The sequence below is a fragment of the Kibdelosporangium phytohabitans genome (assembly GCF_001302585.1).
Classification (GTDB): Bacteria; Actinomycetota; Actinomycetes; order Mycobacteriales; family Pseudonocardiaceae; genus Kibdelosporangium; species Kibdelosporangium phytohabitans.
In genome coordinates this window covers 3,819,637-3,839,632 of record NZ_CP012752.1, presented here as the reverse complement: position 1 = coordinate 3,839,632, position 19,996 = coordinate 3,819,637, and the positions used below count along the sequence as shown (strand labels likewise).

The following is a 19,996-nucleotide window of genomic DNA, read 5'->3' as shown; positions in this document are numbered from 1 at the left end:
GTCAGCCGACCGCGTCGCGGTAGCGCTCGGCCAGGACCTTCACGTGCTCAACCAGTTCCGGCGGCTCGACGACCGTGAAGCCGAGCCCCAGCAGTCCAAGGTGGACGGCCATGCCCGCCACGGTGTCGGAGCCGGTGTGCAGGACGGCGGTGTCCTCGTCGCGTGCTTCCACTGTGCCGACGGCTGCGCTGATCCGCTCCGCGACCACAGTGGCCGGTGCGTGCACGATCACCTTCGCGCGGTATCGCCACGCGGCTGACGAGACACCGCGCCGAACCCGGTCGACGACGTCTTCGGGCAGGTCACGGGCGGTGAAGCGGGGACCGGTGGGCACGCGCGGCGTGAGCCGGTCCACCCGGAACGTGCGCCAGTCGGCGCGGTCGACGTCCCACGCCACGAGGTACCACCGGCTGCCCCAGTTGACCAGGCGATACGGCTCCACCTCGCGCACGCTCCCGCCGCCACCGTGGTCGAGGTAGTCGAACCTGAGACGTTCGTGGTCCCGGCAGGCTGCCGTGAGCACGGTCAGGATCTCCGCGCTCACCCGCGGCGCGGGAACGTCTCGCGGCACCGGGACCGTGTACGACTGCAGCGCGTTGACCCTGCGGCGCAACCGGGACGGGAGGACTTGCTCCAGTTTGGTCAACGCGCGTTCCGCGGTCTCCTCGATGCCGGTGACGGTGCCGCCCGCCGCGGTCCGCAGGCTCACCGCCACGGCCACCGCTTCCTCGTCGTCCAGCAGCAGCGGCGGCAGCTGCGCGCCGGCGCCGAGCCGGTACCCGCCGGTGGAGCCCCGGGTGGCGTTGACCGGGTAGCCGAGCGCGCGCAGCCGTTCCACGTCGTTGCGGACCGTGCGGCCGCTCACCCGCAGGCGATCAGCGAGTTCGGCGCCGGTCCAGTCACGGGGACTCTGCAGCAGCGCGAGCAGACGCAACAGGCGTCCTGAGGTCTCGATCACAGCCGCAAGTCTGCCAGTTCAATAGGAACGAATCATTCCTAATGGCCTTCTAGCGTTACCGGCATGAACGAGATCAAGCCCTTTACCGCGAACGTCCCGCAGGCCGACCTGACCGAGCTGGCCGATCGGCTGGCACGAGTCCGCTGGGCCAACGAACTGCCCGCCGACCAGGTGACCGACGGCGTGCAGCGCGGCCCGGTCCCGCCCGGCTGGGAGTACGGCGTGCCGCTGGAGTACGTGCGGCGGCTGGTTTCCTACTGGCGTGACGGCTACGACTGGCGGCACTGGGAGGCGAAGCTCAACGAACACCCGCAGTTCACCACCGAGATCGACGGGCAGAACATCCACTTCCTGCACGTCCGCTCGGCCGAACCGGACGCCACGCCGCTGCTGCTGACCCACGGCTGGCCGAACTCGGTGTTCGAGTACCTGGACCTGATCGGCCCGCTCACCGACCCCCGCTCGCACGGCGGCGACCCGGCGGACGCGTTCCACCTGGTCATCCCGTCACTGCCCGGCTTCGGCTTCTCCGGTCCGACCCACGAGAAGGGCTGGAACCGCTACCGCACCGCCCGCGCGTGGGCCGAACTGATGCGGCGGCTGGGCTACGAACGCTACGGCACGCACGGCAACGACGCGGGTTCGTTCGTGGCCCCCGAGGTCGGCCGGATCGCACCGGACCACGTCATCGGCGTGCACGTCACCCAGTTGTTCTCGTTCCCGTCGGGCGATCCCGCCGAGTTCGACGGCATGTCGGCGCAGGAACTGGAGTACGTGCGGTTCCTGCAACACTTCAACGACAACATGTCCGCGTACGCCAAGCTGCAGCAGACCGCGCCGCAGAACCTGGCGCACGCGCTGGCCGACTCACCGACCGGGCAGCTCGCCTGGAGCGCGCAACTGCTGGGCGGTACCAGCGACGACCACGTCCTGACCAACGTGACGCTGTACTGGCTGACCAACACAGCCGCGTCGGCCGCCCGCTTCTACTACGAGGACCACCACGCCGAGCACCCGGCCGAGCCGACGACCGCGCCGACCGGGCTGGCCAGCTTCGCGTTCGACTTCACGCCGTTGCGCCGGTTCGCCGAGCGCGACCACAGCAACATCGTGTCGTGGAACGAGTTCGAGCGCGGCAGCCACTGGGCCACGCAGGACGCGCCGGATCTGCTGGTCGGCGACATCCGCCAGTTCTTCCGATCCGTCAGCTGACTTTCTGCCGGTGACGGCGTACGGCGTCACGGTTGGCGCACACCCGTGAGCAGTAGCGTTGCGAGCCGCCTCGGCTGAAGTCGACGAAGGCGAGGCGGCATTCGACGAGCGCGCACCGGCCGAGCCTGTGCATGCCGAGTTCGGTGAGGTGTTGTGCGGCTGCGACGGCGACGACCGCGCGCAGCACCGGGGCGAGGCTCACGCCGTCGTCGCGGTAGTGCAGGTGCCAGCCGGCGCCGTCGTGGTCGGTGATGCGCGGGTACGCCGCGGCTTCGGCGAGCAGCGTGTTGAGCAGCCGGACCCGGCTGGTCTCGCTGTCGGCGTCCACGATCTCAGCCCAGCGCAGCGCGAGCGCGCGGACACCGGCCAGGTCGGCGGGGCCGGACGGGATCTCGAGGCTGAGGCACGTCGAGGCGCAGCGCTGCCGGAGGTCGGCCAGGCCGGCCAGCGGCGCGTTGGTGAAGTCGGTCACAAGGCGGAGGATCTCCGCGTAGTAATGGTTCTCCCGCACAAGGCCATTACAGCATGGTGCTGGCATGCCCGCCGTACCCGAACAGCACACATCCGCACCGGTTTCGTGGCGTCCACTGGTCGCCGCCTGCCTCGGCACGTTCCTCTTGATGATCTACACCACCATCGTCACGGTGGCGCTGCCGAACGTCGGCGCCGACCTCGGCGGTGGTTTCACCGGCCTGCAGTGGATCGTGGACGTCTTCACCGTCGCGCTGGCCGGGCTGTTGCTCGGCATGGGCTCGTTGAGCGACAACCTGGGCCGCAAGCGTGTGTACCTGACCGGCCTGGTCGCCTTCGGCCTGGCCACCCTGGTCTGCGGGCTGGCGGACTCGGTCGCGGTGCTGATCGCCGCCCGCGCCGGGCAGGGCATCGCGGGTGCGGCGATGTTCGCCACGATCCTGCCGCTGGTGGGCCTGACCTATCACGGCCACGCGCGGGCGAAGGCGTTCGCGATCTGGGGCACCGTCGCGGGAGTGGCGGGCGCGGTCGGCACGGTGGCCGGTGGCGTGCTCGCCGAACTGCTGGGCTGGCGCTGGATTTTCTTCGCGTCGCTGCCGATCTGGGCGGTGGCCCTGATCTTGGGCGCGACCACGCTGACGGAGAGCGTGCGTACCGGCAACCGCATCGACGTGCCCGGGATCGCCGCTTTCACGTTGTCCGCGACCGCGTTGACCTACGCCGTGATCGACGGCGGCGACCACGGCTGGACGGCGCCGGGCGCCGTGATCGCCCTGGTTGTCGCGGTGGTGTGCGTGGTCGTGTTCGTTGTGGTTCAGCGTCGAAGCCGTACGCCGATGGTGCCGCTGAAACTGTTCGGCACACCCGCGTTCATCGGTGTCCTGGTCGTGGCGTTCGGCTACTACTTCGCCTCGTTCGGCGCGTTGCCCGTGCTGTCGTTGTGGTTGCAGGGCACCGCGGGCCTCAGCCCCCTGGACACGTCGCTGGTGCTGACAGTGCAGATCGTGGTGTTCTTCCTGGTTTCCGCGTTGATCAGCAAGCGGCTGCACGGGCTGGCGCCGAGTATCGCGCTCGGCGGCGCGACCGTCCTGATCGGACTCGGCTGTGCGACGGCCACCGTGGTGCTCGCCGACCCGAGCTGGGTGGCCCTGCTGCCCGCGCTGGTGATCACGGGCATCGGCGCGGGGATGGTGTCACCGGTGTTCCCGGCGGTGGCGATCGCCGCGGTGCCCCCGGCTTACGGCGGCACCGCGGGCGCGGCGGCCAACAGTTCACGGCAACTCGGCCTGGCACTGGGCATCGCGCTCTGCGGCACGATCTACCGCGGCCAAGGTCAGCAGACGACAAGCGGGATCGTTGCCGCGATGGTGTTCTGCGCCTCGCTCGCGGTGCTCAGCGGCCTGGTGGCCGGTGCGCTTCTGCGCCGTCCGCACAAGCCGGCGAGTAAGGTGTCCAGCGGACAGGACGTCACATGATCCGCCATTGGACCAGGTCCGCGCCGCTGGCGGCCGGGGTGCGGACACCCTCGCGGCGAGTTCGTGCCTGAGCAGGACCAAAAGGGCAGTTGCGCGTCACTGCTCGCCGTCCGTTCTCCGGATGCCGTCCCACCGAACGCCACACGCTGCCACCGACGGGCCTGACACGCTTGCCGGAAACTTTCGGTTGTTCGGCGCGGGTGGTGCGGGGTTCCCCCGGTCCGGCCTGGCACGGACGATGTCCGTCGAGGGCCTGTTGCCCTGGCTGAACCGGACTGGGTGGACTTCGCCTGCTCACACGACCAGACCGTGCGGAACGGCGGTTACCTGCAAGTGCGGCTCGGTTTCCCGGGTCGCGGTCGTTGTCCACACGGGACCGGTCCCGGCGGGCCGGACTACAACCAGACCATGCGCCGCCATCTCACCGTTCTCGCCGCCCTCGCTCTGGCCCTGTCCGGTTGCGGCAGCGAAGCCCCGACCGCACAACCACCGGCATCCACTCCCCCGACCACCACGACGGCAACAACGTCGTCCGCCCCGACCACAACCAGCACGACGACGGCAACCACGACAACAACCCGGTACACGAACCCGCGTCCGCTCGCGCCGGCGAGTTCGAACGTGAAGGACTGCTTCGACGGTGACTGCGTGCTGGTGCTGTCCAAGCCGACGACCGTCCGGCTGGACGCGGCGAAACTGCACTACACGTCCATGCGTGTGACAGCCATCAGCGCGGACAGCCTCACCTACAACGTCTCCTACCCCGGAGGCGGCGGCACCACGGCGACCGTGGGACAGGGTGTCGGCGGCAGCGCCTTCAGCTTCCAGGGGTTCCCCAAGGTCGAAGTCGGCCTGACCCTGGTCGACGGCAAACCCGCGCTGGTGCTGCAACTCGGCGACCCGGCGTGATCCGTCAGCGCGACAGGCCAGGCCGCGTTCCTTGGCGGTCACCACGGCCGCGGTCCGGCTGGGGACGCCGAGTTTCTTGAAGATCCGCAGCAGGTGCGTCTTCACCGTCGCCTCGGCGATGAACAGCTCCGCCGCGATGCCGGGATTGCTCATTCCCTTCGCCACCAGGCGAAGGACGCTTGCACGGCACCGTTCCAGCGCCGCCACGGCCTGGTCACGCTGACCGCCACCACAGCCGCGGGCGAACGCGGTTACCGCGTGCGTGACGTCGGCCTCGGCACCGCGCTGACCGTCACCCAAGCCGTGACACCCGGCCTGGTCACGCGGTTCACCGCTTGAACACCGAGCGGATCGCGTCCCTGGCCCGGTCCATGATCGCCAGCGGCGGCCCGAGCAGGAGGTTCGCGGCGGGGCTCTCGATGCCCGGGTGCGGCCGGGTCGGCGCGATCATCTCGGCGGCACGGACGGCACCCGCCATCGAACGCAGTTTGTCCTCGTCGTGCAACGCGCGCAGCAACGGGAACTCCTCGCGTTCCTCGTGGTTGGCGTGCGCGAGGACGTCGGCCTTCAGCTCCGCGAAGAGGATGTCGAATCCTTCCGCCTCCGGGCCCATGTCGTACAACGTGGACAGCAGCTCCTTCGCCCGGTGCTCTTCCCCCACCCTGGCGTCCACGACAGCGTCGCCGCCGTCGGCGTTGCGGACCTCGGGATGCACGACTTCTTCCTCGGCTGTCTCGTGCACGGCGAGCAAACGGACGAGGTCGTGGAACGCGTCCCGGCGCTCGGACCCGGTCGTGCCCTCCACGACCCCGAACAGTGTCCGGATCTCGACGTGCTGCCGCTCCAGCAGCGCGATGACGTTCTCGTCTCGCCGGTCGGTCATGGGTCTCCTCCTACTCGGTTATCGAGTAGAAGGACTACCCACCAGGGCCGCGCTCACGCACCCTGCCGCTGTGAGCTGGGTCAGTACCGCGGCGGGTAGCCGCCGTTGGGCGGCTGGCCCTGCGGCCACGGGTTCTGCTGGGGGTAGCCGGGCTGCGGGTATCCCTGCTGCGGCGGGTACCCCGGCTGTGGCTGAGGCTGGGGAGCCCAGCCACCTTGCTGCGGGTACTGGCCCTGTTGCGGCATGGGCTGCTGGACCGGCTGGGGAAAGGGCTGCGACACGGGCTGCTGCATGGGCACTGGCTGGGACATGGGCTGCTGCATGCCCTGCGGAGCGGGGATCTGCGGTGCCGGGGTCTGAGGTGCGGGGATCTGGGCGCCGCCCCACGTTTCCGCCGGGAACGCGCGGACCAGCGCGACCACGCACCGGGCGGTGTCCACGATCTCCTGCGCGGTGGTCCTGGTCATCGTGTTCACCATCGGGTAGATCAGCTCGTCGCCGTGGATCGTCCAGCCGCCGAGCCGCAACTGCTGGATCGTGCCGATCACCTGCGGGGTGAGCAGCCGCGCGGCCAGGTTCGCGTCGCCGTCGGAGACCACGAAGCGCTTGTTGAACTCCTGGTCCGCCGTGCGCAGCTCGGTCACGTTGCCCATGAACAGCCTGCGGGCGCTCACTTCCACGTACGGCAACGCCGTCGGCAGCTTGACCGCCCAGACCGTGACGACCTCGTTGGTGTCGTTGTAGACGACCGCGCTGTAGGACGTGCTCTTGGTCCGCCGCTGGTAGTCGAACGTCGTGACCTGCATCCCGTCGACCTGGCCGGTGACCAGGCCGAAGACCACCCGGCGGTCACCACGCTCGGTGAACGGCGGGCACCCGTAGCGGGTGAGCACCTCCGGCGCGTACGGCTGGAAGTACCAGCCCTGGCTCATCGCGAACGCCTGTCGCTCGGCGTTCTTCACGTCCTGGCGCTTCTTGAGGAATTGCCGCGGCAACACCAACGTGAACACGTTCAGCAACCCGAACACCGCGATCAGGATCACGATGAACAGCACAACGAGCATCTCGGTCCCCCAGCAGTGGTTTTCCCAAGACCGTGTTACGGCCGTGAGCATCGTCGCATGCCCGCATCACGGCCGCAGCGGTATGGCCGACAACGCGGACGCGAATGCGGCAAAAGCGGCACAGAAGTAAAACGTCGTCATGCCGCGACGGCCGTAGCGCGAGCACCGACCGGCGCGATTGAATCGGCTCAAGCCGATGAGAAAAACATCCCCACCTGCCGTTTGAGACAGGACAGGAGTGTCACGGGTGCGATTTCCCGACCGAGTTCGCAGGGTGGTCATCGTCGGAGCGGGCTTGGGTGGCGTCGCCACCGCTGTCCGGCTCCTCCAGTTCGCACGAGAGCCGCTGCAGGTGGTGCTGGCAGAGCAACGCCCCGAGCACCGCAACGCGGGCGTGGCGTACCACAGAGCGGGAAATCCCTGGCACCACGTGTTCAACATCCAGGCCGGCCGGATGGCGATGTTCCGCGAGGACGTCGACGACTTCGTCGCGTGGGCCAACGACGAGGCCGACCGCACCGGCTGGCCGCGCGAGTGGCGGGACTTCGTGTTCACCGAGTCCGGGCCCGCGCCTCGCCGGATCTACGCCGACTACCTCACCGAGCGCCTCGCCGACGCCGCGCGGCAGGCCGCGGACGGCGTGACGCTGGCCGAGGTCGACGGCGAGGTCGTCGACCTCGCGGTCGACGACGGGCGGGTGCGTGTCGTGATCGAGAACTCGGCGGACGCCGGGACGCTCGTGGCCGACCACGTCGTCATCGCGACCGGCCTGCAGGAACGGGAACTGCCGTTCGCGGCCGAGGTGGCCGGCCACCCGTTGTTCGTCCGGCACCCGTACTCCCAGTCGGGGGTGGAACGGATCCTCGCGGTCAGCCCGGACGCCGAAGTCGCGATCATCGGCACGTTGCTCAGCGCGTACGACTCCGCCGCGCTCCTGCTGCGACGCGGCCACACCGGCACGATCCACATGATCTCGCGGTCCGGCATAACCCTGCGCACCTATCCCACCGACCACCAGCACCGCGTTCTCGACCTGCCCGCGCCCCAACTGCACAACGAGGGCTACGAAGGCCGTGACAACCTCGTACGGCGGCTGAAAGACGAGTGGGAGCGGATCTGCGGCGTCGTCGAGACCGAACACCCCGACGTGGCGAAAGCGGTGGTGACCGAACGGGTTTCCAAATCGTGGGAGCCCTACCTGCCGGAAGTGCTCGCCCGCGTTCCCGCACCGGATTTGCGCGCACTGCTGGACAGTTATTCGAGCTTGCTGGCCACGCTGCGGGTCAGCGCGGTCGCGTACACCACCGAGATCGTCGACGCGGCAATGGCCGACGGCGGCCGGATCTCACTCGTCACCGGCAAAGTCGACCGGATCACCGCCGCCGGGCCGGGCAAGCTCGCGGTGTCCGTCGCCGGCCGGACGATCGAGGCGGACCTCGTGATCGCGAACTTCGGCAGGGAACCGGACTACGAGCGCGTCCGGTCCAAGCTCTGGCAGAACCTGCTGCGCGGGGGCATCGCCGTGCCGCACCACCGGACCGGGCGCGGTGTCGAGGTGGACGCCCTCGGCACCCTGCTCGGGCAGGCGGGCTCGCGATCGGGGCCGATCTCGGTGGTCGGCGCACCGCGTGAGGGCGACGAGATCGTGCGCTACGGGCGGATGGGCGCGTTCTCGTTCAACCTCGCCGCGATCAAGAACCACTCGGTCGGCGTGGCCGCGGCCGTGCTCAACCGCCTGGAGTCCTGCTACGACGAGCAAGCCGATGAGCTGGCCGACACGCTGGCCGGCTCGTCGGACAGCGAGGTCCGCGAGGCGTTCGCGTACTCGGTCGCGCTCGACGTGCACCGAATGGCCGCCCGGCGGCTCACCACCCGGGAGGTCCTGGCGGCGCGGCTGGACAAGAGCCTGCTGGTCCTGCACGAGGCCGTGGGCAGCACGGACGCGGCCCTGCGGTACGCGGTGAACACGGCGGCGGTCGTCAAACTCAACGACTTGTCCGTCACGCCACGGGACCTGCGCTGCGTGCTCGGGCTCGATGAGCCGGTCGGCTGACGTGCGCACGCGGATGGATCACGCGCAAGGGAGAAGGTGCGTAGCGGGCGGACGGGCTGCGAACCTCGAATCATGACACCGATGGCTCTTCGGGAAATACCAGGGGTTTTGCTCGTCGGTTCGCATCCGTCGAGTGTGCGCGGCGTCTGCAATCGCACCGGGACCCCGGTCGACGGCGGCATCCTGGTCGTGGACACGCTCGGCCCCGAGCTCTACGACGCCATCGTCACCGCCGCCGCGGTCGTCTGCGCGAGAGGCGGGCGGACCGGCCACATGCAGTCGCTGTGCCGGTCACGCGGCATCCCGGTGCTGCGCGTCGACGAGTCCGCACTGGACGCTCTCGTCGGCGAGGTCACCGTCCGGCTCGACAGCCAGTCGGTCGTGCTCGGCGAGGTCGAACCGGAGCCGCCGGCACGGGCAGCCGCGGCCACGGTGCAACTGGACACCATCGAGTCGATCTGCGTCGTGGTCGCCGCGTCGTCGGACATCCAGTCGACGAACTCCCTCGTGCCGCTGGTCGAGCAGGTGGACTGCTACTTCATCCGCGAGGAGTTCGCCTGCTACGCCGCGAACCTGAGCCCGATCGACGCGCTCAGGGCCGGGATCCCCGATGCCGAGCGCTACGGCCACGCGATCGCGTCGGAACTGTGCTCGATGGTGAAGGAACTGCTTCCCGGCCAGCGGCTCGTCATGCGCCTGCTCGACCTGCGCTCGGACGACGCCGCCGAGATCACCACGGGGGTCGAGCTGGACGACGAACCCAATCCGGAAATGGGATTGCACGGCGCGCGCTGGCTGTTGGAGGAGACCAACTACCCGCACGCGTTCCGCGCGCTGCGGGCCCGGCTGCGGGAACGACTCGGCACGGACGCGGAGCGGGTGAGCTTCGCTGTGCCGTTCATCAACGACCTGGACGAGTTCCTGCGTTTGCGCCGTCACCTCGGCCTGACCGGGGAAACCCCGCTCGGTGTCTTCGTCGAGACGCCCGCCGCCGTGTACTCCGCGGCCGAGTTCTGCGCCTCCGGGGCCAGTGAGCTGTTCGTCGGCACCAAGGACCTGATCCAGTTCTACCTCGCGGCGGACCGGGGAAACCACCTGGTCGCGTCCTCGTACCAGACTAGGCACGCGGCTGTTCTGGCCGCGTTGCGCCAAGTCGTGCGATCCAGCGGCGACACGGGTGTGCCCGTGCACGTGTTCGCGCTCGGCGCCGACGTGGACCACTACGCGCGACACCTTCCCGCCCACCGAATCATGATGTGCACGGCGGAATTGCGCCAACTCGCCACGCGAATCGCCGCCGACCACCGGCAACACCACAATGATGTCCATTATGGACACAAAAGGCGATAGCGGTTGGCCATAACACCTCTTTGTGGGCATACCGACGAAAGGTGCTACCGGAGCACCGCGTGGGGGAACACGCTGGAGATGCCGGAAAAGTCCGGTGCCGCTCACGTACCAGGTGTTCGGCACAACCCACTGGTCGGCGCGGTAACCCCGCGCTCCCTGCGAAAGTGAGTTGCCGGTATGCGCAAGATCGTCAAGGGGCGGCGTCTCGCCGCCCGTTCCGCCATAACCCTGGCAGCCGGTGTCGCTGCCGCCGGTTTCGCCGCCGCCCCGGTTTCCTCAGCGGCCACCGTCGACGGGTACGCCACCGAGGTGGCCCAGTCGGCGATCGCCGACCTGAGCGCGCGGGAAGGGGTCTCGTCCGCCGAGGCAGTCCAGATCCTGCGCGCGCAGGAAACCAGCATCCGCACGCTGGATGAGATCAACGGCACGCTGGGCGCCCGCACCGCGGGCAGCTACCTGGACGCCAAGGGCAAGCCGGTCGTGAACGTGCTGGACGCGGCCGCGGCCGACCAGGTCCGCGCGTCCGGCGCCGAAGCCAAGCTGGTCAAGCACTCCACCCAGGCGCTGACGTCCGCACAGGACACGCTGCAGTCGGTGCCCGCGGTCAAGCACACCTCGATCGGCCAGGACCCGAAGACCAACCAGGTCGTGCTGAGCGTCTCCGACGCGGCGACCGGCGGCGACATCGCCGCGCTGCTGCGCACCGCCGACCAGCTCGGCGACAAGGTGCGGGTCGAGCGGGTCACCGGTGAGATGCGGCTGGCCATCTACAACGGCGAGGCCATCACCGGCGGCGGAACGCGCTGCTCGGTCGGGTTCAACACCAACAAGGGCGGCCAGAACTACATCGTGGACGCCGGGCACTGCACCCGCGCGGTGTCGCAGTGGAACGTCGGCCCGTCGCAGGGCGCCAGCTTCCCGACCAACGACTACGGCCTGATCCGCAACACCTCCAGCAGCGCCCCCGGCGCGGTCACCTTGTGGAACGGCTCGACCCAGCGGATCAGCTCGCACGCCGCGGCGACGGTCGGCCAGCGGATCCAGAAGAGCGGCAGCACCACGCGGCTCACCTCGGGCAGCGTGCAGCGGCTCAACGTCACCGTGAACTACTCCGAAGGCTCGGTGCACCAGCTGATCCAGACCAACGCGCTGGCCAACCCCGGCGACTCGGGCGGTTGCCTGTTCGCCGGCAGCGTCGGCCTGGGCATCACCTCCGGCAAGGGCAGCGGAACCTCGTACTACCAGCCGGTCGGCGAGGCACTGTCCGCCTACGGTGTGACGCTCAACAGCTGATCAGGGTGGTTCGCGGCAGGTGAACTGACGTGAGCAGGCCGGCGGCAAGGCTGCCGCCGGCCTGCCTCGGCACGATCAGCCGCCGAACACCGGCAGGGTGATCCTGGACGGCCGCGCGGGGCCGTGGAAGATCTCGAACCGCGTGGGTTTCCCGTCCACCGCGGTGAAGGCCGGTTCGCCGGTGCCGTGGTTGCGGGCGAAGCGGGGAAACGCTCCGCCCGCGACCTGCACCCGCAACCGGTGACCGCGCCGGAACCGGTACGCGGTGGGGTCCAGCCGGACCCCGGCCGCGACCACACCGTCCTCATCGGACTCCGGGATTCCCGGCCGCAGCCGGAGGATGCCGTCGGTGACGTTGCGGGACACCCCGCGACGGTCCACATCGCACAGCCGGACGAAGACGTCGCCGTGGCCGTGGCCGGTCCGGACGTGCACCAGCGCGGAGACCTCGCCGATCACGTCGAGGTCGTTCTCCAGCGCGTCACCGGTGAACAGCAGGACGTCCCAGCGTTGCTCGACGAGCTTGTTGTCGCGCTGTTTCCGCACCCCGGACAGCAGCGGGCCGCCGACGGTCGGCGTCGGATCGGCCGGGTCGAACGTGAACGTACCCGGCTTCGATTCCACCGGCCCGGCAGCCGACAGCCCACCGGGGCGCAGGAAGTACGGCGTGGGTTCGGACCTCGGCGGCCAGCTGCCGAAGTCCAGCCAGCGCCCGGCGCCCTGGAGGTAGAGGCGCACCGGGGCCTGGCGCAGCTGAGCGGCGTCGCCGGACAGGTGGGCCGACAGGAAACCGATCTGGTCGCTCACCAGGGTCCGGAGGCTGGCCGGCTCACCGTGCGCCCACGGCCCGATGGTGATCCGCGGCTCGCGCCCGGCGGCGGCCAGCTCCTTGAAGTCACGCAGCTGGGCGGCGATGAACAGGTCGTACCAGCCGGTCACCATCGACACCGGCGTGGTCAGCCCGGCCACCCGCGCGCTGTGATCCGACGGCGCCCAGAAGTCGTCACCCGGCTCGGCGTGCGCGGAGACGTCCTGGAGGAACCGCACCTGCCTGCCGATGGCCGCGACGTCCGCGCCGGAAACCGGGAGGTGCGCCATGGCCGCGCGCGTCTTCTTCGTCTGCCACGGATTCGGCAGGCCCGCGAACCGGCCTTCCTGCCGTCCGATCAGCGCCGACCACGAGACCATGTCGTCGACCGCGAGGATGCCGCCCGGGTAGAACGCCGAGACGAACTCCGACGCGGTGACCGCGAGGCAGACCGCTTCCAGCGGCTCGTCGAGGTACGGCGCGACCGACCACTGCGTGTGCCCGAGGTAACTCGCACCCGCCATCGCGACCCGGCCGTCGCACCACGGCTGCGCACGCAGCCAGGCGACGGTGTCGAGGCCGTCCTGCTTCTCGTGGTGGAACGGCCGGAACTCACCACCGGAGCCGAAGGTGCCGCGCGTGCTCTGCAGGACCGTCTGCAGCCCCTGCCGCGCGAACGCCGCCCCGAAGACCTTGCCCATCAAGCCATTGCGGCCGTACGGCGTGCGGATCAGCACCACCGGGCGCGGCTCGTCACCGGGGATGGCGTAGCGATCGGCCAGCAACCGGACGCCGTCGGACATCGGGACAGTGATCGCCTTGGTCACCGAGGGAGCGGGACCGTCGGCCGGAGGAAGTCCGAGGAACCTGTCGAGGAGCCGGTCGAGCACGTGTGAGCCACCTTTCGTCCGGACGATCACCTACCCGGAGATTGTCACTCCGCCGCGCTCAGCGCGCGACCAGGACGGCAAGGTCTGCGCGGAGGTCGCACAGCTGATCTCGGCCTGGACCTGCGCGATACCCAGTCCTCGCTCGGCGCGTTCTCGCCGGGGTCGGCGCCGAGCGAGGTGCCGTCAGCGCACCGGTGTGCGGTACGCACAGTGCGCGGGCCGACGTTTGGCCGTGCCGCACACCGCCGGCTGGGCGTCGATAAACCGGCTGTCTCTGCCTACCGTCGAGGCATGTCGACTACGACCCGCAGGCTGTTGTCCGCGTGTGTACTCGCCTCGACGCTGTTCCCGCTCGTCGGCGCCCCGGCCATGGCGGACACCGTCACCGGGGTGTACCACGGTTCCGGTTACAGCGACTGGGGATTCGCGATCCACTACGCCAGAGCCCAGGCCGGGCAGCGGGCAGCCGCCGACGGTTTCGCGTACGAGGACTGCGTCGAGACCGAGACCGTGATCCGGATGTTCGAAGCCCACGTCACGTGGGAGTGCACCCGCGAGACGTGACGGCGTGAGGGCGTGACTAGTAGGCCCGGCCGAAGATGACGCGCTTGCCGTAGGCCGACGGCTGCGAGCACCGGACGCAGGCACCGGTCTCCTCGGGGCTGTCGAACGGCACGCAACGCGGGGTCGCGGCCGTCTCGGCCTTGATCTCCTCCTCGCACCGGGGCCTGCCGCAGTGCAACGCACGGGCCCAGCCCTCGCTGACCGCGGTGCGGAGGTCGTCGAACGAGTCCACTGTGGCTGTCCGGCTCTCGCGGAACTCGGCCGCGCGGTCGAACAGCAACTGCTGGAACTCGTCGAGCATCCCCGGCAGCGCGGCGGCCACCGCATCGAGCGGCATGGTCTGCTTTCCTTCGTCACCAAGGCGTTTGACCACGGTCACGCTGCCGGCGCCGAGGTCGCGCGGACCGATCTCCAGCCTGATCGGCACGCCTCGCATCTCCCAGTCGTTGAACTTGAAGCCGGGCGAGAGCTGGGGCCGGTCGTCGACGCGCACGCGCACGCCCGCCGCCTTGACCTCCGCGGCCAACTCCCGCGCGGCGAGCACGGTCTGCTCCCCCTGCTCACCGCGGCCGATCGGCACGATGACCACCTGGTGCGGCGCCACCTTCGGCGGGAGGACGAGCCCCTTGTCGTCGCCGTGGGTCATGATCACCGCGCCGATCATGCGGGTGGTCATCCCCCATGACGTGGTGTGGCACAGCTGTTGTTCGTCGGCGGCGTCGGTGTACCGGATGTCGAACGCGCGCGCGAAGTTCACACCGAGGTAGTGCGAGGTCCCTGCCTGCAGCGCTTTCCCGTCGCGCATCATCGCTTCGATGGTGTACGTGCGGACCGCGCCCGCGAACCGCTCTCCCGGGGTCTTCTCGCCACGCACGACCGGGATGGCCGCGATCTCCTCGGCGAGACCGGCGTACGCGTCGAGCATCGTCAGGGTCTCGCGCATCGCCTCGGCCTCGCCGGCGTGCGCGGTGTGGCCCTCCTGCCACAGGAACTCGGTGGTGCGCAGGAAAAGGCGCGGCCGCATCTCCCACCTGACCACGTTCGCCCACTGGTTGAGCAGCAGCGGCAGGTCGCGGTGCGAGGAGATCCACTTCGCCATCATCTCGCCGACGATCGTCTCCGAGGTGGGCCGGACCACGAGCGGTTCCTCGAGCGGTTTGCCGCCCGCGTGCGTGACCACGGCGAGCTCCGGGGCGAACCCGTCGACGTGCTCGGCCTCCCTGCTCAGGTAGGACTCCGGGATCAGCAGCGGGAAGTAGGCGTTCTCGTGCCCGGTTTCCTTGATCCGAGCGTCCAGGTCGGACTGGATCAGCTCCCACATCCGGTAGCCGTACGGCCGGATGACCATGGTTCCCCGCGCTGGACCGCGGTCGACCAGCTCGGCTCTCACCACCAGCTCGTTGAACCAGCTGGAGAAGTCCTCACTTTGCGGGGTCACACCACGGTCGTCTCGTGCCATGGGCGAAGGCTACCGACGAGCCTGGAAACGGCCACCGAATTACCGGCGCGGCGACGCGGACTCCCCCGCTGTACACCGCCGGCCCGATTGCTCTATTGTCCTAGACAACTAGAACACTTCGCGAGCGGACGTCGAGGGGGATTCGGTGGAATTCCGGATCGATCGTGGCGGTGGCGTACCGCCGTACCTGCAGCTCGTCCGACAGGTACGGGAGGGGCTGCGGCTCGGCTGGCTCAAGCCGGGCGACCGCCTGCCGACCCTGCGCGACGTGGTCAAGTCGTGCGGGGTGAACGCCAACACCGTGCTGAAGGCCTACCGCGAGCTCGAGCTGTCCGGCCTGGTCGAGGCACGCCAGGGTTCCGGCACGTACGTGCGGGCCGCACTGGGGTCGACGCCGCCGGAAGTCATGTCACACCTTCGCAAGCGCCTTGGCGAATGGGTCAGCGAAGCCCGTTCGTCGGGACTGGACAACGAGGACATCGACGCGCTGATCCGCGCGGTCCTCAACGACAAAGGGGAAAAGCGGTGAAGACCATCGCGGAGAACGACATCGTCCATCGCGTCGACGGGCTCGCCAAGCGGTAAGGCGGCACATGGGCGTTGCGGGAGTGCACGTTCGCGTTACGACCGGGTCAGGTCACCGTGCTCGTCGGCGCGAACGGCGCCGGGAAGACCACGTTGCTCACCATCCTCGCCGGACACCTGGCACCCGACGCCGGAACGGTGACGACCGTGGGCAAGGTCGCTTTCGTCACCCAGGAAAAGCCGCTGTACAAGAACTTCACCGCCGACGAGATGCTCAGGCTGGCCAGGAACCTGAACCACACGTGGGACCAGGACCGCGCTGAACAGTGGCTGCGAACATTCGAAGTGCCTCCGAAACGCCCGTGTGGCAAGCTCTCCGGCGGGCAGCAGACACACGTGGCGCTGGCGATTGCCGTCGCGTCACAGCCGGACCTGCTCCTGCTGGACGAACCACTGTCCAACCTGGACCCGCTGGTCCGGCGCGAGGTGACTGCCGAACTGCTGGCCGAGTCGGCCGAGACCGGGATGACGCTGATCCTGTCCACCCACGTGATCACCGAGATCGGTGGTGTCGCGGAGAACCTGCTCGTGCTGGCCGACGGGAGGCTGCTGCTCAGCGGGAACACCGACGACCTGCTGGCCGCGCACGCGCTGCACGTGGGACCGGACTCCAAAGTGGTGGTCGGCGACAACCGCCCTCCACCCGCTGGCTGGCTCAGCCAACCCGCGACGCTCGAGGACATCGTGTTGTCACAGCTGGAAAACGCACGGGACGGAGGCGCGGCATGATCTGGATCGCCTGGCGGCAGCAGCGAGTCGCGATCGTGTCCACCGCCGCGCTCGCGATCGCCCTCGTCGCGCTCATGGTCGCGCACCACCGGGGCGTCTTCTACGGCGACCAGTGGTACGTGCGATTCCCATTGGACTTGCTGGTACCGCATGTCCCGAGCACTCTGGGATTCGCCGTGGCGGTGTTCTGGGCGGCACCGCTGATCAGCCGCGAGTACGAGAACCGCACCCATCTCGTTGCATGGGGCCAGGATGCGACTGCGCGGCAATGGCTGACGACCAAGGTCGTCCTGCTCGCCACGGTGGCTGTGGCGCTGACGGTGGCGGTGGCGGCCGTCGCCAACCGCGTGTTCGGCATGTACGGGAACGTCTACTACAGCACGGTGGCCTTCGAGACCCACCCGTTCCTGCAGGCGACCTACACACTGTTCGGATTCAGCCTCGGCCTCGTGTCCGGCGCGTTGCTGCGGCGAACGCTGCCCGCCATGGGCGCGACGGCGGTGGCTTTCCTCGCGGTACGTGGAGTCATGTCGCTCGGCTTGCGCGAACACCTCCTCCCGCCTGCGCGCACCTTCCGCCCCTTCACTGTCGCGTACACCCGGCCTGCGCCGGACGGATCGTGGATGCTCGCCGACGGATACGCCGACGCCACAGGTCAACCGATGGAGATCAACGCGGCGGACATCACCGGGTGCGGGCAGATCGCCGACCAGGCGGCGTGCCTGAAGAGCAAAGGGGTGGGCGGTTACTACACCGAATACCTGCCCGCCGAGCAACTGCCCTGGCTGCGCCTGATCGAGGCAGGCATCTACGCCGTGCTCGCCGCGGTCCTGCTCGCCGTCGCGTTCCGCTGGGCGGCAAAGGTGTCGGCACACCGCTCGCGACCAGCGAAGACTGCCGTGTGACGGAAACCGACTTCCACTGTCCACTCGGGTGTGACTACACTGCCGACGGACAACGCGACGAGTTGAGAGGAGACAGGCCATGCGCGCTCGCACGGTCGCTGCCGCTCCTCGGTCGCGTTACGAGGTGATCCTGATGTCTTCGTCCCTCCGGTGCCGGCTGCGCGGCCGTCCCCGGAACGCCTGACGAAGACCTGGTCAACCGCGCCCCATACCGACACCTGTCCGGCTGTCCGCGCTTCGCCGCGGCGCCGGCGGTTTCGGCATGCCCGGAAGGTGATCACCCGCTTCGCCCGGCGAATCGCGCTGCCATGTTCTCCGTGCGAAACCCCGAAAGGGCCGTGTGCCGTGCGTACCGTCCAGCTCTCCCTCGACCAGATCCGCAACCTGGGCATCCTCGCCCACGTCGACGCGGGCAAGACCACCGTCACCGAACGGATCCTCTATGCCACCGGTACCACCCACAAACGCGGTGAGGTGCACGACGGCACCACCGTCACGGACTTCGACTCCCAGGAACGCGACCGCGGCATCACCATCTTCGCCGCCGCGGCCAGTTGCTCGTGGAACGACCACCGGATCAACCTGATCGACACGCCCGGCCACGTCGACTTCGCCGACGAGGTGGAGCGTTCGCTGCGCGTGCTCGACGGCGCGATCGTGGTCTTCGACGCCGTCGCTGGCGTCGAGCCGCAGAGCGAATCCGTGTGGCGGCAGGCGGATCGGCACGGCGTCCCGAGGATCGCCTTCGTCAACAAGCTGGACCGCGCCGGTGCCGACCTCGACACCGCCGTCGAGTCGATCCGGGCGCGCCTGCACCCGGTTCCGCTCGTGGTGCAGTTGCCGATCGGTGCGGAAGGCGAGTTCACCGGGGTGGTCGATCTGCTCCGAATGCGCTCGTTGACGTGGCCGGACGGCGAAACGGTCAAGGAGGGCCCGGTTCCGGGCGTCCTGCTGGACGAGGCCAAGCGCCGTCGCCGGCTGATCGAGGAGGCCGTGGCCGAGCTGCATCCGTTGGCACTGGAGGAGTTCTGTGCCGACTCGACGGTGTCGGCGCCGACGATGGTGTCGGTGCTGCGCGAGCTGACTCGCACCGGCGAAGCGCTGGTCGTGCTGGCGGGTTCGGCGTACCGCAACCGCGGTGTCGAACCGTTGCTCGACGCGGTCGTGGACTACCTGCCGTCGCCGCTGGAAGTTCCCGCGGTGCGCGGCATGCACGGCGACCAGGAGCAAGAGCGGGCCGCCGATCCGTCGGCGCCGTTCGCCGCGCTGGTGTTCAAGGTGGTCTCGACGACGACCGGCAGGCAGACGTTCCTGCGGGTGTACTCCGGCACGATCCGGAAAGGAGAGGTGGTGCAGGACGTGGGCGCGCTGCGCACCGAACGGATCTCCCGCATCCTGCGCGTGCAGGCCGACCGGCACACCGAGGTGGACCAGGCGGAGGCCGGTGACATCGTCGCCGTCATCGGGGTCAAAACGGCCCGCGTGGGCACCACGCTGTGCGTGCCCTCGGATCCGTTGCTCCTCGAACCGCCGCCGGTGGCCGATCCTGTCGTGACCGTCGCGGTGGAGGCGCGCCGGAGTGCTGACAGCGACCGGTTGTCCTCGGCATTGGCGTGGCTGGTGGAGGAGGACCCGTCGCTGGTGGTGCGCAACGACCCGCAGACCGGTCAGACAGTGTTGTCGGGTATGGGCGAACTGCACCTCGAGGTCGCGGTGGAGAAGATCCGCCGCCGCCACGGGCTCGACATCGGAGTCGGCCGGCCGCGGGTGTCCTACCGGGAGGCTGTCGTGCGTGGCGTGTCCGGCCTGCTTTACCGGCACGTCAGGCAGTCCGGCGGTCCTGGCCAGTTCGCGCACGTCGAACTCGGCGTCGAGCCGCTGGACGCGGCCAGCGGCTTCGAGTTCGAGTCGGTCGTGGTCGGCGGACGGGTGCCGCGCGAGTACGTGCGTGCGGTGGAGATGGGCTGCCGGGACGCACTGGCCGAAGGTCCGCTCGGCGGTCATCCCGTGACCGGCCTGAAGGTCACGCTGACCGACGGTGCCACGCACCCGAACGACTCGTCGGAGATGGCGTTCCGCGTGGCGGGCAGGCTGGCTCTGCGCGAAGCGCTGCGGTCCTGCGAGCTGGAACTGCTGGAACCGGTGGTCGAGGTCGCCGTGACCGTGCCCGACGAGGCCGTCGGCGGGGTGCTCGGTGACCTGTCGGCCCGCCGCGGCCGGGTGTCCGGTTCGGCCACGCGGTCCGGCACGTCGACGATCACGGCGGCCGTGCCGTTGGCGGAACTGTTCGGCTACTCGAACGCGCTGCGCAGCCGTACCCACGGCCGTGGCACGTTCACCGCCCGGCCGACCGGTTACGCCCGCGTCAAGGCGTAGCGGATGTGTCGG

Annotated in this window: 18 protein-coding genes; 11 read left to right on the top strand and 7 right to left on the bottom strand. The window is 69.4% G+C overall.

The window, feature by feature from the left end; all coding sequences use genetic code 11:
• Position 1: 1 nt before the first annotated feature.
• A complete protein-coding gene (locus tag AOZ06_RS17680) occupies positions 2–958 on the bottom strand; it encodes a helix-turn-helix transcriptional regulator (protein ID WP_054290410.1) in 957 nt (318 codons plus the stop codon).
• 63 nt (positions 959–1,021) lie between these two features.
• On the opposite strand from AOZ06_RS17680, the gene AOZ06_RS17675 reads away from it, so the two are divergent.
• A complete protein-coding gene (locus AOZ06_RS17675; RefSeq protein WP_054290409.1) occupies positions 1,022–2,170 on the top strand; it encodes an epoxide hydrolase family protein in 1,149 nt (382 codons plus the stop codon).
• Here AOZ06_RS17675 and AOZ06_RS17670 read toward each other — a convergent pair.
• Positions 2,163–2,681 (bottom strand): CGNR zinc finger domain-containing protein, encoded by a 519-nt coding sequence (locus AOZ06_RS17670; protein ID WP_157233089.1) that lies wholly within the window; start codon positions 2,679–2,681, stop codon positions 2,163–2,165. The two genes, AOZ06_RS17675 and AOZ06_RS17670, sit on opposite strands and share 8 nt — an antisense overlap.
• Before the next feature lie 25 nt (positions 2,682–2,706).
• On the opposite strand from AOZ06_RS17670, the gene AOZ06_RS17665 reads away from it, so the two are divergent.
• Entirely contained in the window at positions 2,707–4,116 is a 1,410-nt protein-coding gene (locus AOZ06_RS17665) for an MFS transporter (protein WP_054290407.1), read from the top strand.
• Between the two features lie 294 nt (positions 4,117–4,410).
• Here AOZ06_RS17665 and AOZ06_RS62125 read toward each other — a convergent pair whose 3' ends face one another.
• Positions 4,411–5,178, bottom strand: coding sequence for a response regulator transcription factor (locus AOZ06_RS62125; RefSeq protein ID WP_083471760.1), 768 nt, complete (start codon positions 5,176–5,178; stop codon positions 4,411–4,413).
• Here AOZ06_RS62125 and AOZ06_RS62120 point away from each other — a divergent pair.
• Positions 5,119–5,364, top strand: a complete 246-nt coding sequence (locus AOZ06_RS62120; protein WP_054290404.1) for a hypothetical protein — start codon at positions 5,119–5,121, stop codon at positions 5,362–5,364. The genes AOZ06_RS62125 and AOZ06_RS62120 overlap by 60 nt on opposite strands.
• On the opposite strand, the gene AOZ06_RS17645 is transcribed toward AOZ06_RS62120, so the two are convergent.
• Positions 5,354–5,908: a hemerythrin domain-containing protein gene (locus AOZ06_RS17645; protein WP_054290403.1), complete on the bottom strand. Its 555-nt coding sequence runs from the start codon at positions 5,906–5,908 to the stop codon at positions 5,354–5,356. The two genes, AOZ06_RS62120 and AOZ06_RS17645, sit on opposite strands and share 11 nt — an antisense overlap.
• 80 nt (positions 5,909–5,988) lie before the next feature.
• Positions 5,989–6,972 (bottom strand): hypothetical protein, encoded by a 984-nt coding sequence (locus AOZ06_RS17640; RefSeq protein ID WP_054290402.1) that lies wholly within the window; start codon positions 6,970–6,972, stop codon positions 5,989–5,991.
• Between the two features lie 247 nt (positions 6,973–7,219).
• Here AOZ06_RS17640 and AOZ06_RS17635 point away from each other — a divergent pair, with 247 nt between their 5' ends.
• The 3 genes from AOZ06_RS17635 (at position 7,220) to AOZ06_RS17625 (ending at position 11,668) form a co-directional block, all read left to right on the top strand.
• Positions 7,220–9,025 carry an FAD/NAD(P)-binding protein gene (locus AOZ06_RS17635; RefSeq protein WP_054290401.1) on the top strand — a complete coding sequence of 602 codons (1,806 nt, stop codon included), beginning with the start codon at positions 7,220–7,222 and terminating at the stop codon, positions 9,023–9,025.
• 81 nt (positions 9,026–9,106) lie between these two features.
• Positions 9,107–10,375, top strand: a complete 1,269-nt coding sequence (locus tag AOZ06_RS17630; RefSeq protein ID WP_063810058.1) for a putative PEP-binding protein — start codon at positions 9,107–9,109, stop codon at positions 10,373–10,375.
• Between the two features lie 177 nt (positions 10,376–10,552).
• The gene (locus AOZ06_RS17625; RefSeq protein WP_054290399.1) at positions 10,553–11,668 is read left to right on the top strand and encodes a S1 family peptidase; all 1,116 of its coding nucleotides are present in this window, start codon (positions 10,553–10,555) and stop codon (positions 11,666–11,668) included.
• Between the two features lie 75 nt (positions 11,669–11,743).
• Here the strand turns inward: AOZ06_RS17625 and AOZ06_RS17620 are convergent, their stop codons facing one another.
• The gene (locus AOZ06_RS17620; RefSeq protein ID WP_054296709.1) at positions 11,744–13,366 is read right to left on the bottom strand and encodes a CocE/NonD family hydrolase; all 1,623 of its coding nucleotides are present in this window, start codon (positions 13,364–13,366) and stop codon (positions 11,744–11,746) included.
• A 291-nt stretch (positions 13,367–13,657) separates the two neighbouring features.
• Between AOZ06_RS17620 and AOZ06_RS17615 the strand changes: the two genes are divergently transcribed.
• Positions 13,658–13,930 (top strand): hypothetical protein, encoded by a 273-nt coding sequence (locus tag AOZ06_RS17615; protein ID WP_054290398.1) that lies wholly within the window; start codon positions 13,658–13,660, stop codon positions 13,928–13,930.
• Between the two features lie 16 nt (positions 13,931–13,946).
• Here AOZ06_RS17615 and proS read toward each other — a convergent pair whose 3' ends face one another.
• A complete protein-coding gene (gene proS, locus AOZ06_RS17610; protein WP_054290397.1) occupies positions 13,947–15,389 on the bottom strand; it encodes a proline--tRNA ligase in 1,443 nt (480 codons plus the stop codon).
• 145 nt (positions 15,390–15,534) lie between these two features.
• Here proS and AOZ06_RS17605 point away from each other — a divergent pair, with 145 nt between their 5' ends.
• The 4 genes from AOZ06_RS17605 to fusA all read left to right on the top strand — a co-directional run bounded on the left by AOZ06_RS17605 (position 15,535) and on the right by fusA (position 19,984).
• Positions 15,535–15,918 (top strand): GntR family transcriptional regulator, encoded by a 384-nt coding sequence (locus AOZ06_RS17605; protein ID WP_054290396.1) that lies wholly within the window; start codon positions 15,535–15,537, stop codon positions 15,916–15,918.
• A 71-nt stretch (positions 15,919–15,989) separates the two neighbouring features.
• Entirely contained in the window at positions 15,990–16,703 is a 714-nt protein-coding gene (locus AOZ06_RS17600) for an ATP-binding cassette domain-containing protein (protein WP_169798938.1), read from the top strand.
• A complete protein-coding gene (locus tag AOZ06_RS17595) occupies positions 16,700–17,608 on the top strand; it encodes a hypothetical protein (RefSeq protein ID WP_054290395.1) in 909 nt (302 codons plus the stop codon). The genes AOZ06_RS17600 and AOZ06_RS17595 overlap by 4 nt, the downstream gene beginning before the upstream one ends.
• Before the next feature lie 345 nt (positions 17,609–17,953).
• Positions 17,954–19,984: an elongation factor G gene (gene fusA, locus AOZ06_RS17590; protein WP_054290394.1), complete on the top strand. Its 2,031-nt coding sequence runs from the start codon at positions 17,954–17,956 to the stop codon at positions 19,982–19,984.
• Positions 19,985–19,996 lie beyond the last annotated feature (12 nt).

Coding starts and splice junctions, on each gene's coding strand:
- AOZ06_RS62125 (WP_083471760.1), bottom strand. CDS start 5,178: ATGAGCAATCCCGGCATCGCGGCGGAGCTGTTCATCGCCGAGGCGACG.
- AOZ06_RS17625 (WP_054290399.1), top strand. CDS start 10,553: ATGCGCAAGATCGTCAAGGGGCGGCGTCTCGCCGCCCGTTCCGCCATA.
- AOZ06_RS17645 (WP_054290403.1), bottom strand. CDS start 5,908: ATGACCGACCGGCGAGACGAGAACGTCATCGCGCTGCTGGAGCGGCAG.
- AOZ06_RS17595 (WP_054290395.1), top strand. CDS start 16,700: ATGATCTGGATCGCCTGGCGGCAGCAGCGAGTCGCGATCGTGTCCACC.
- AOZ06_RS17640 (WP_054290402.1), bottom strand. CDS start 6,972: ATGCTCGTTGTGCTGTTCATCGTGATCCTGATCGCGGTGTTCGGGTTG.
- AOZ06_RS17665 (WP_054290407.1), top strand. CDS start 2,707: ATGCCCGCCGTACCCGAACAGCACACATCCGCACCGGTTTCGTGGCGT.
- AOZ06_RS17630 (WP_063810058.1), top strand. CDS start 9,107: ATGGCTCTTCGGGAAATACCAGGGGTTTTGCTCGTCGGTTCGCATCCG.
- AOZ06_RS17615 (WP_054290398.1), top strand. CDS start 13,658: ATGTCGACTACGACCCGCAGGCTGTTGTCCGCGTGTGTACTCGCCTCG.
- proS (WP_054290397.1), bottom strand. CDS start 15,389: ATGGCACGAGACGACCGTGGTGTGACCCCGCAAAGTGAGGACTTCTCC.
- AOZ06_RS17675 (WP_054290409.1), top strand. CDS start 1,022: ATGAACGAGATCAAGCCCTTTACCGCGAACGTCCCGCAGGCCGACCTG.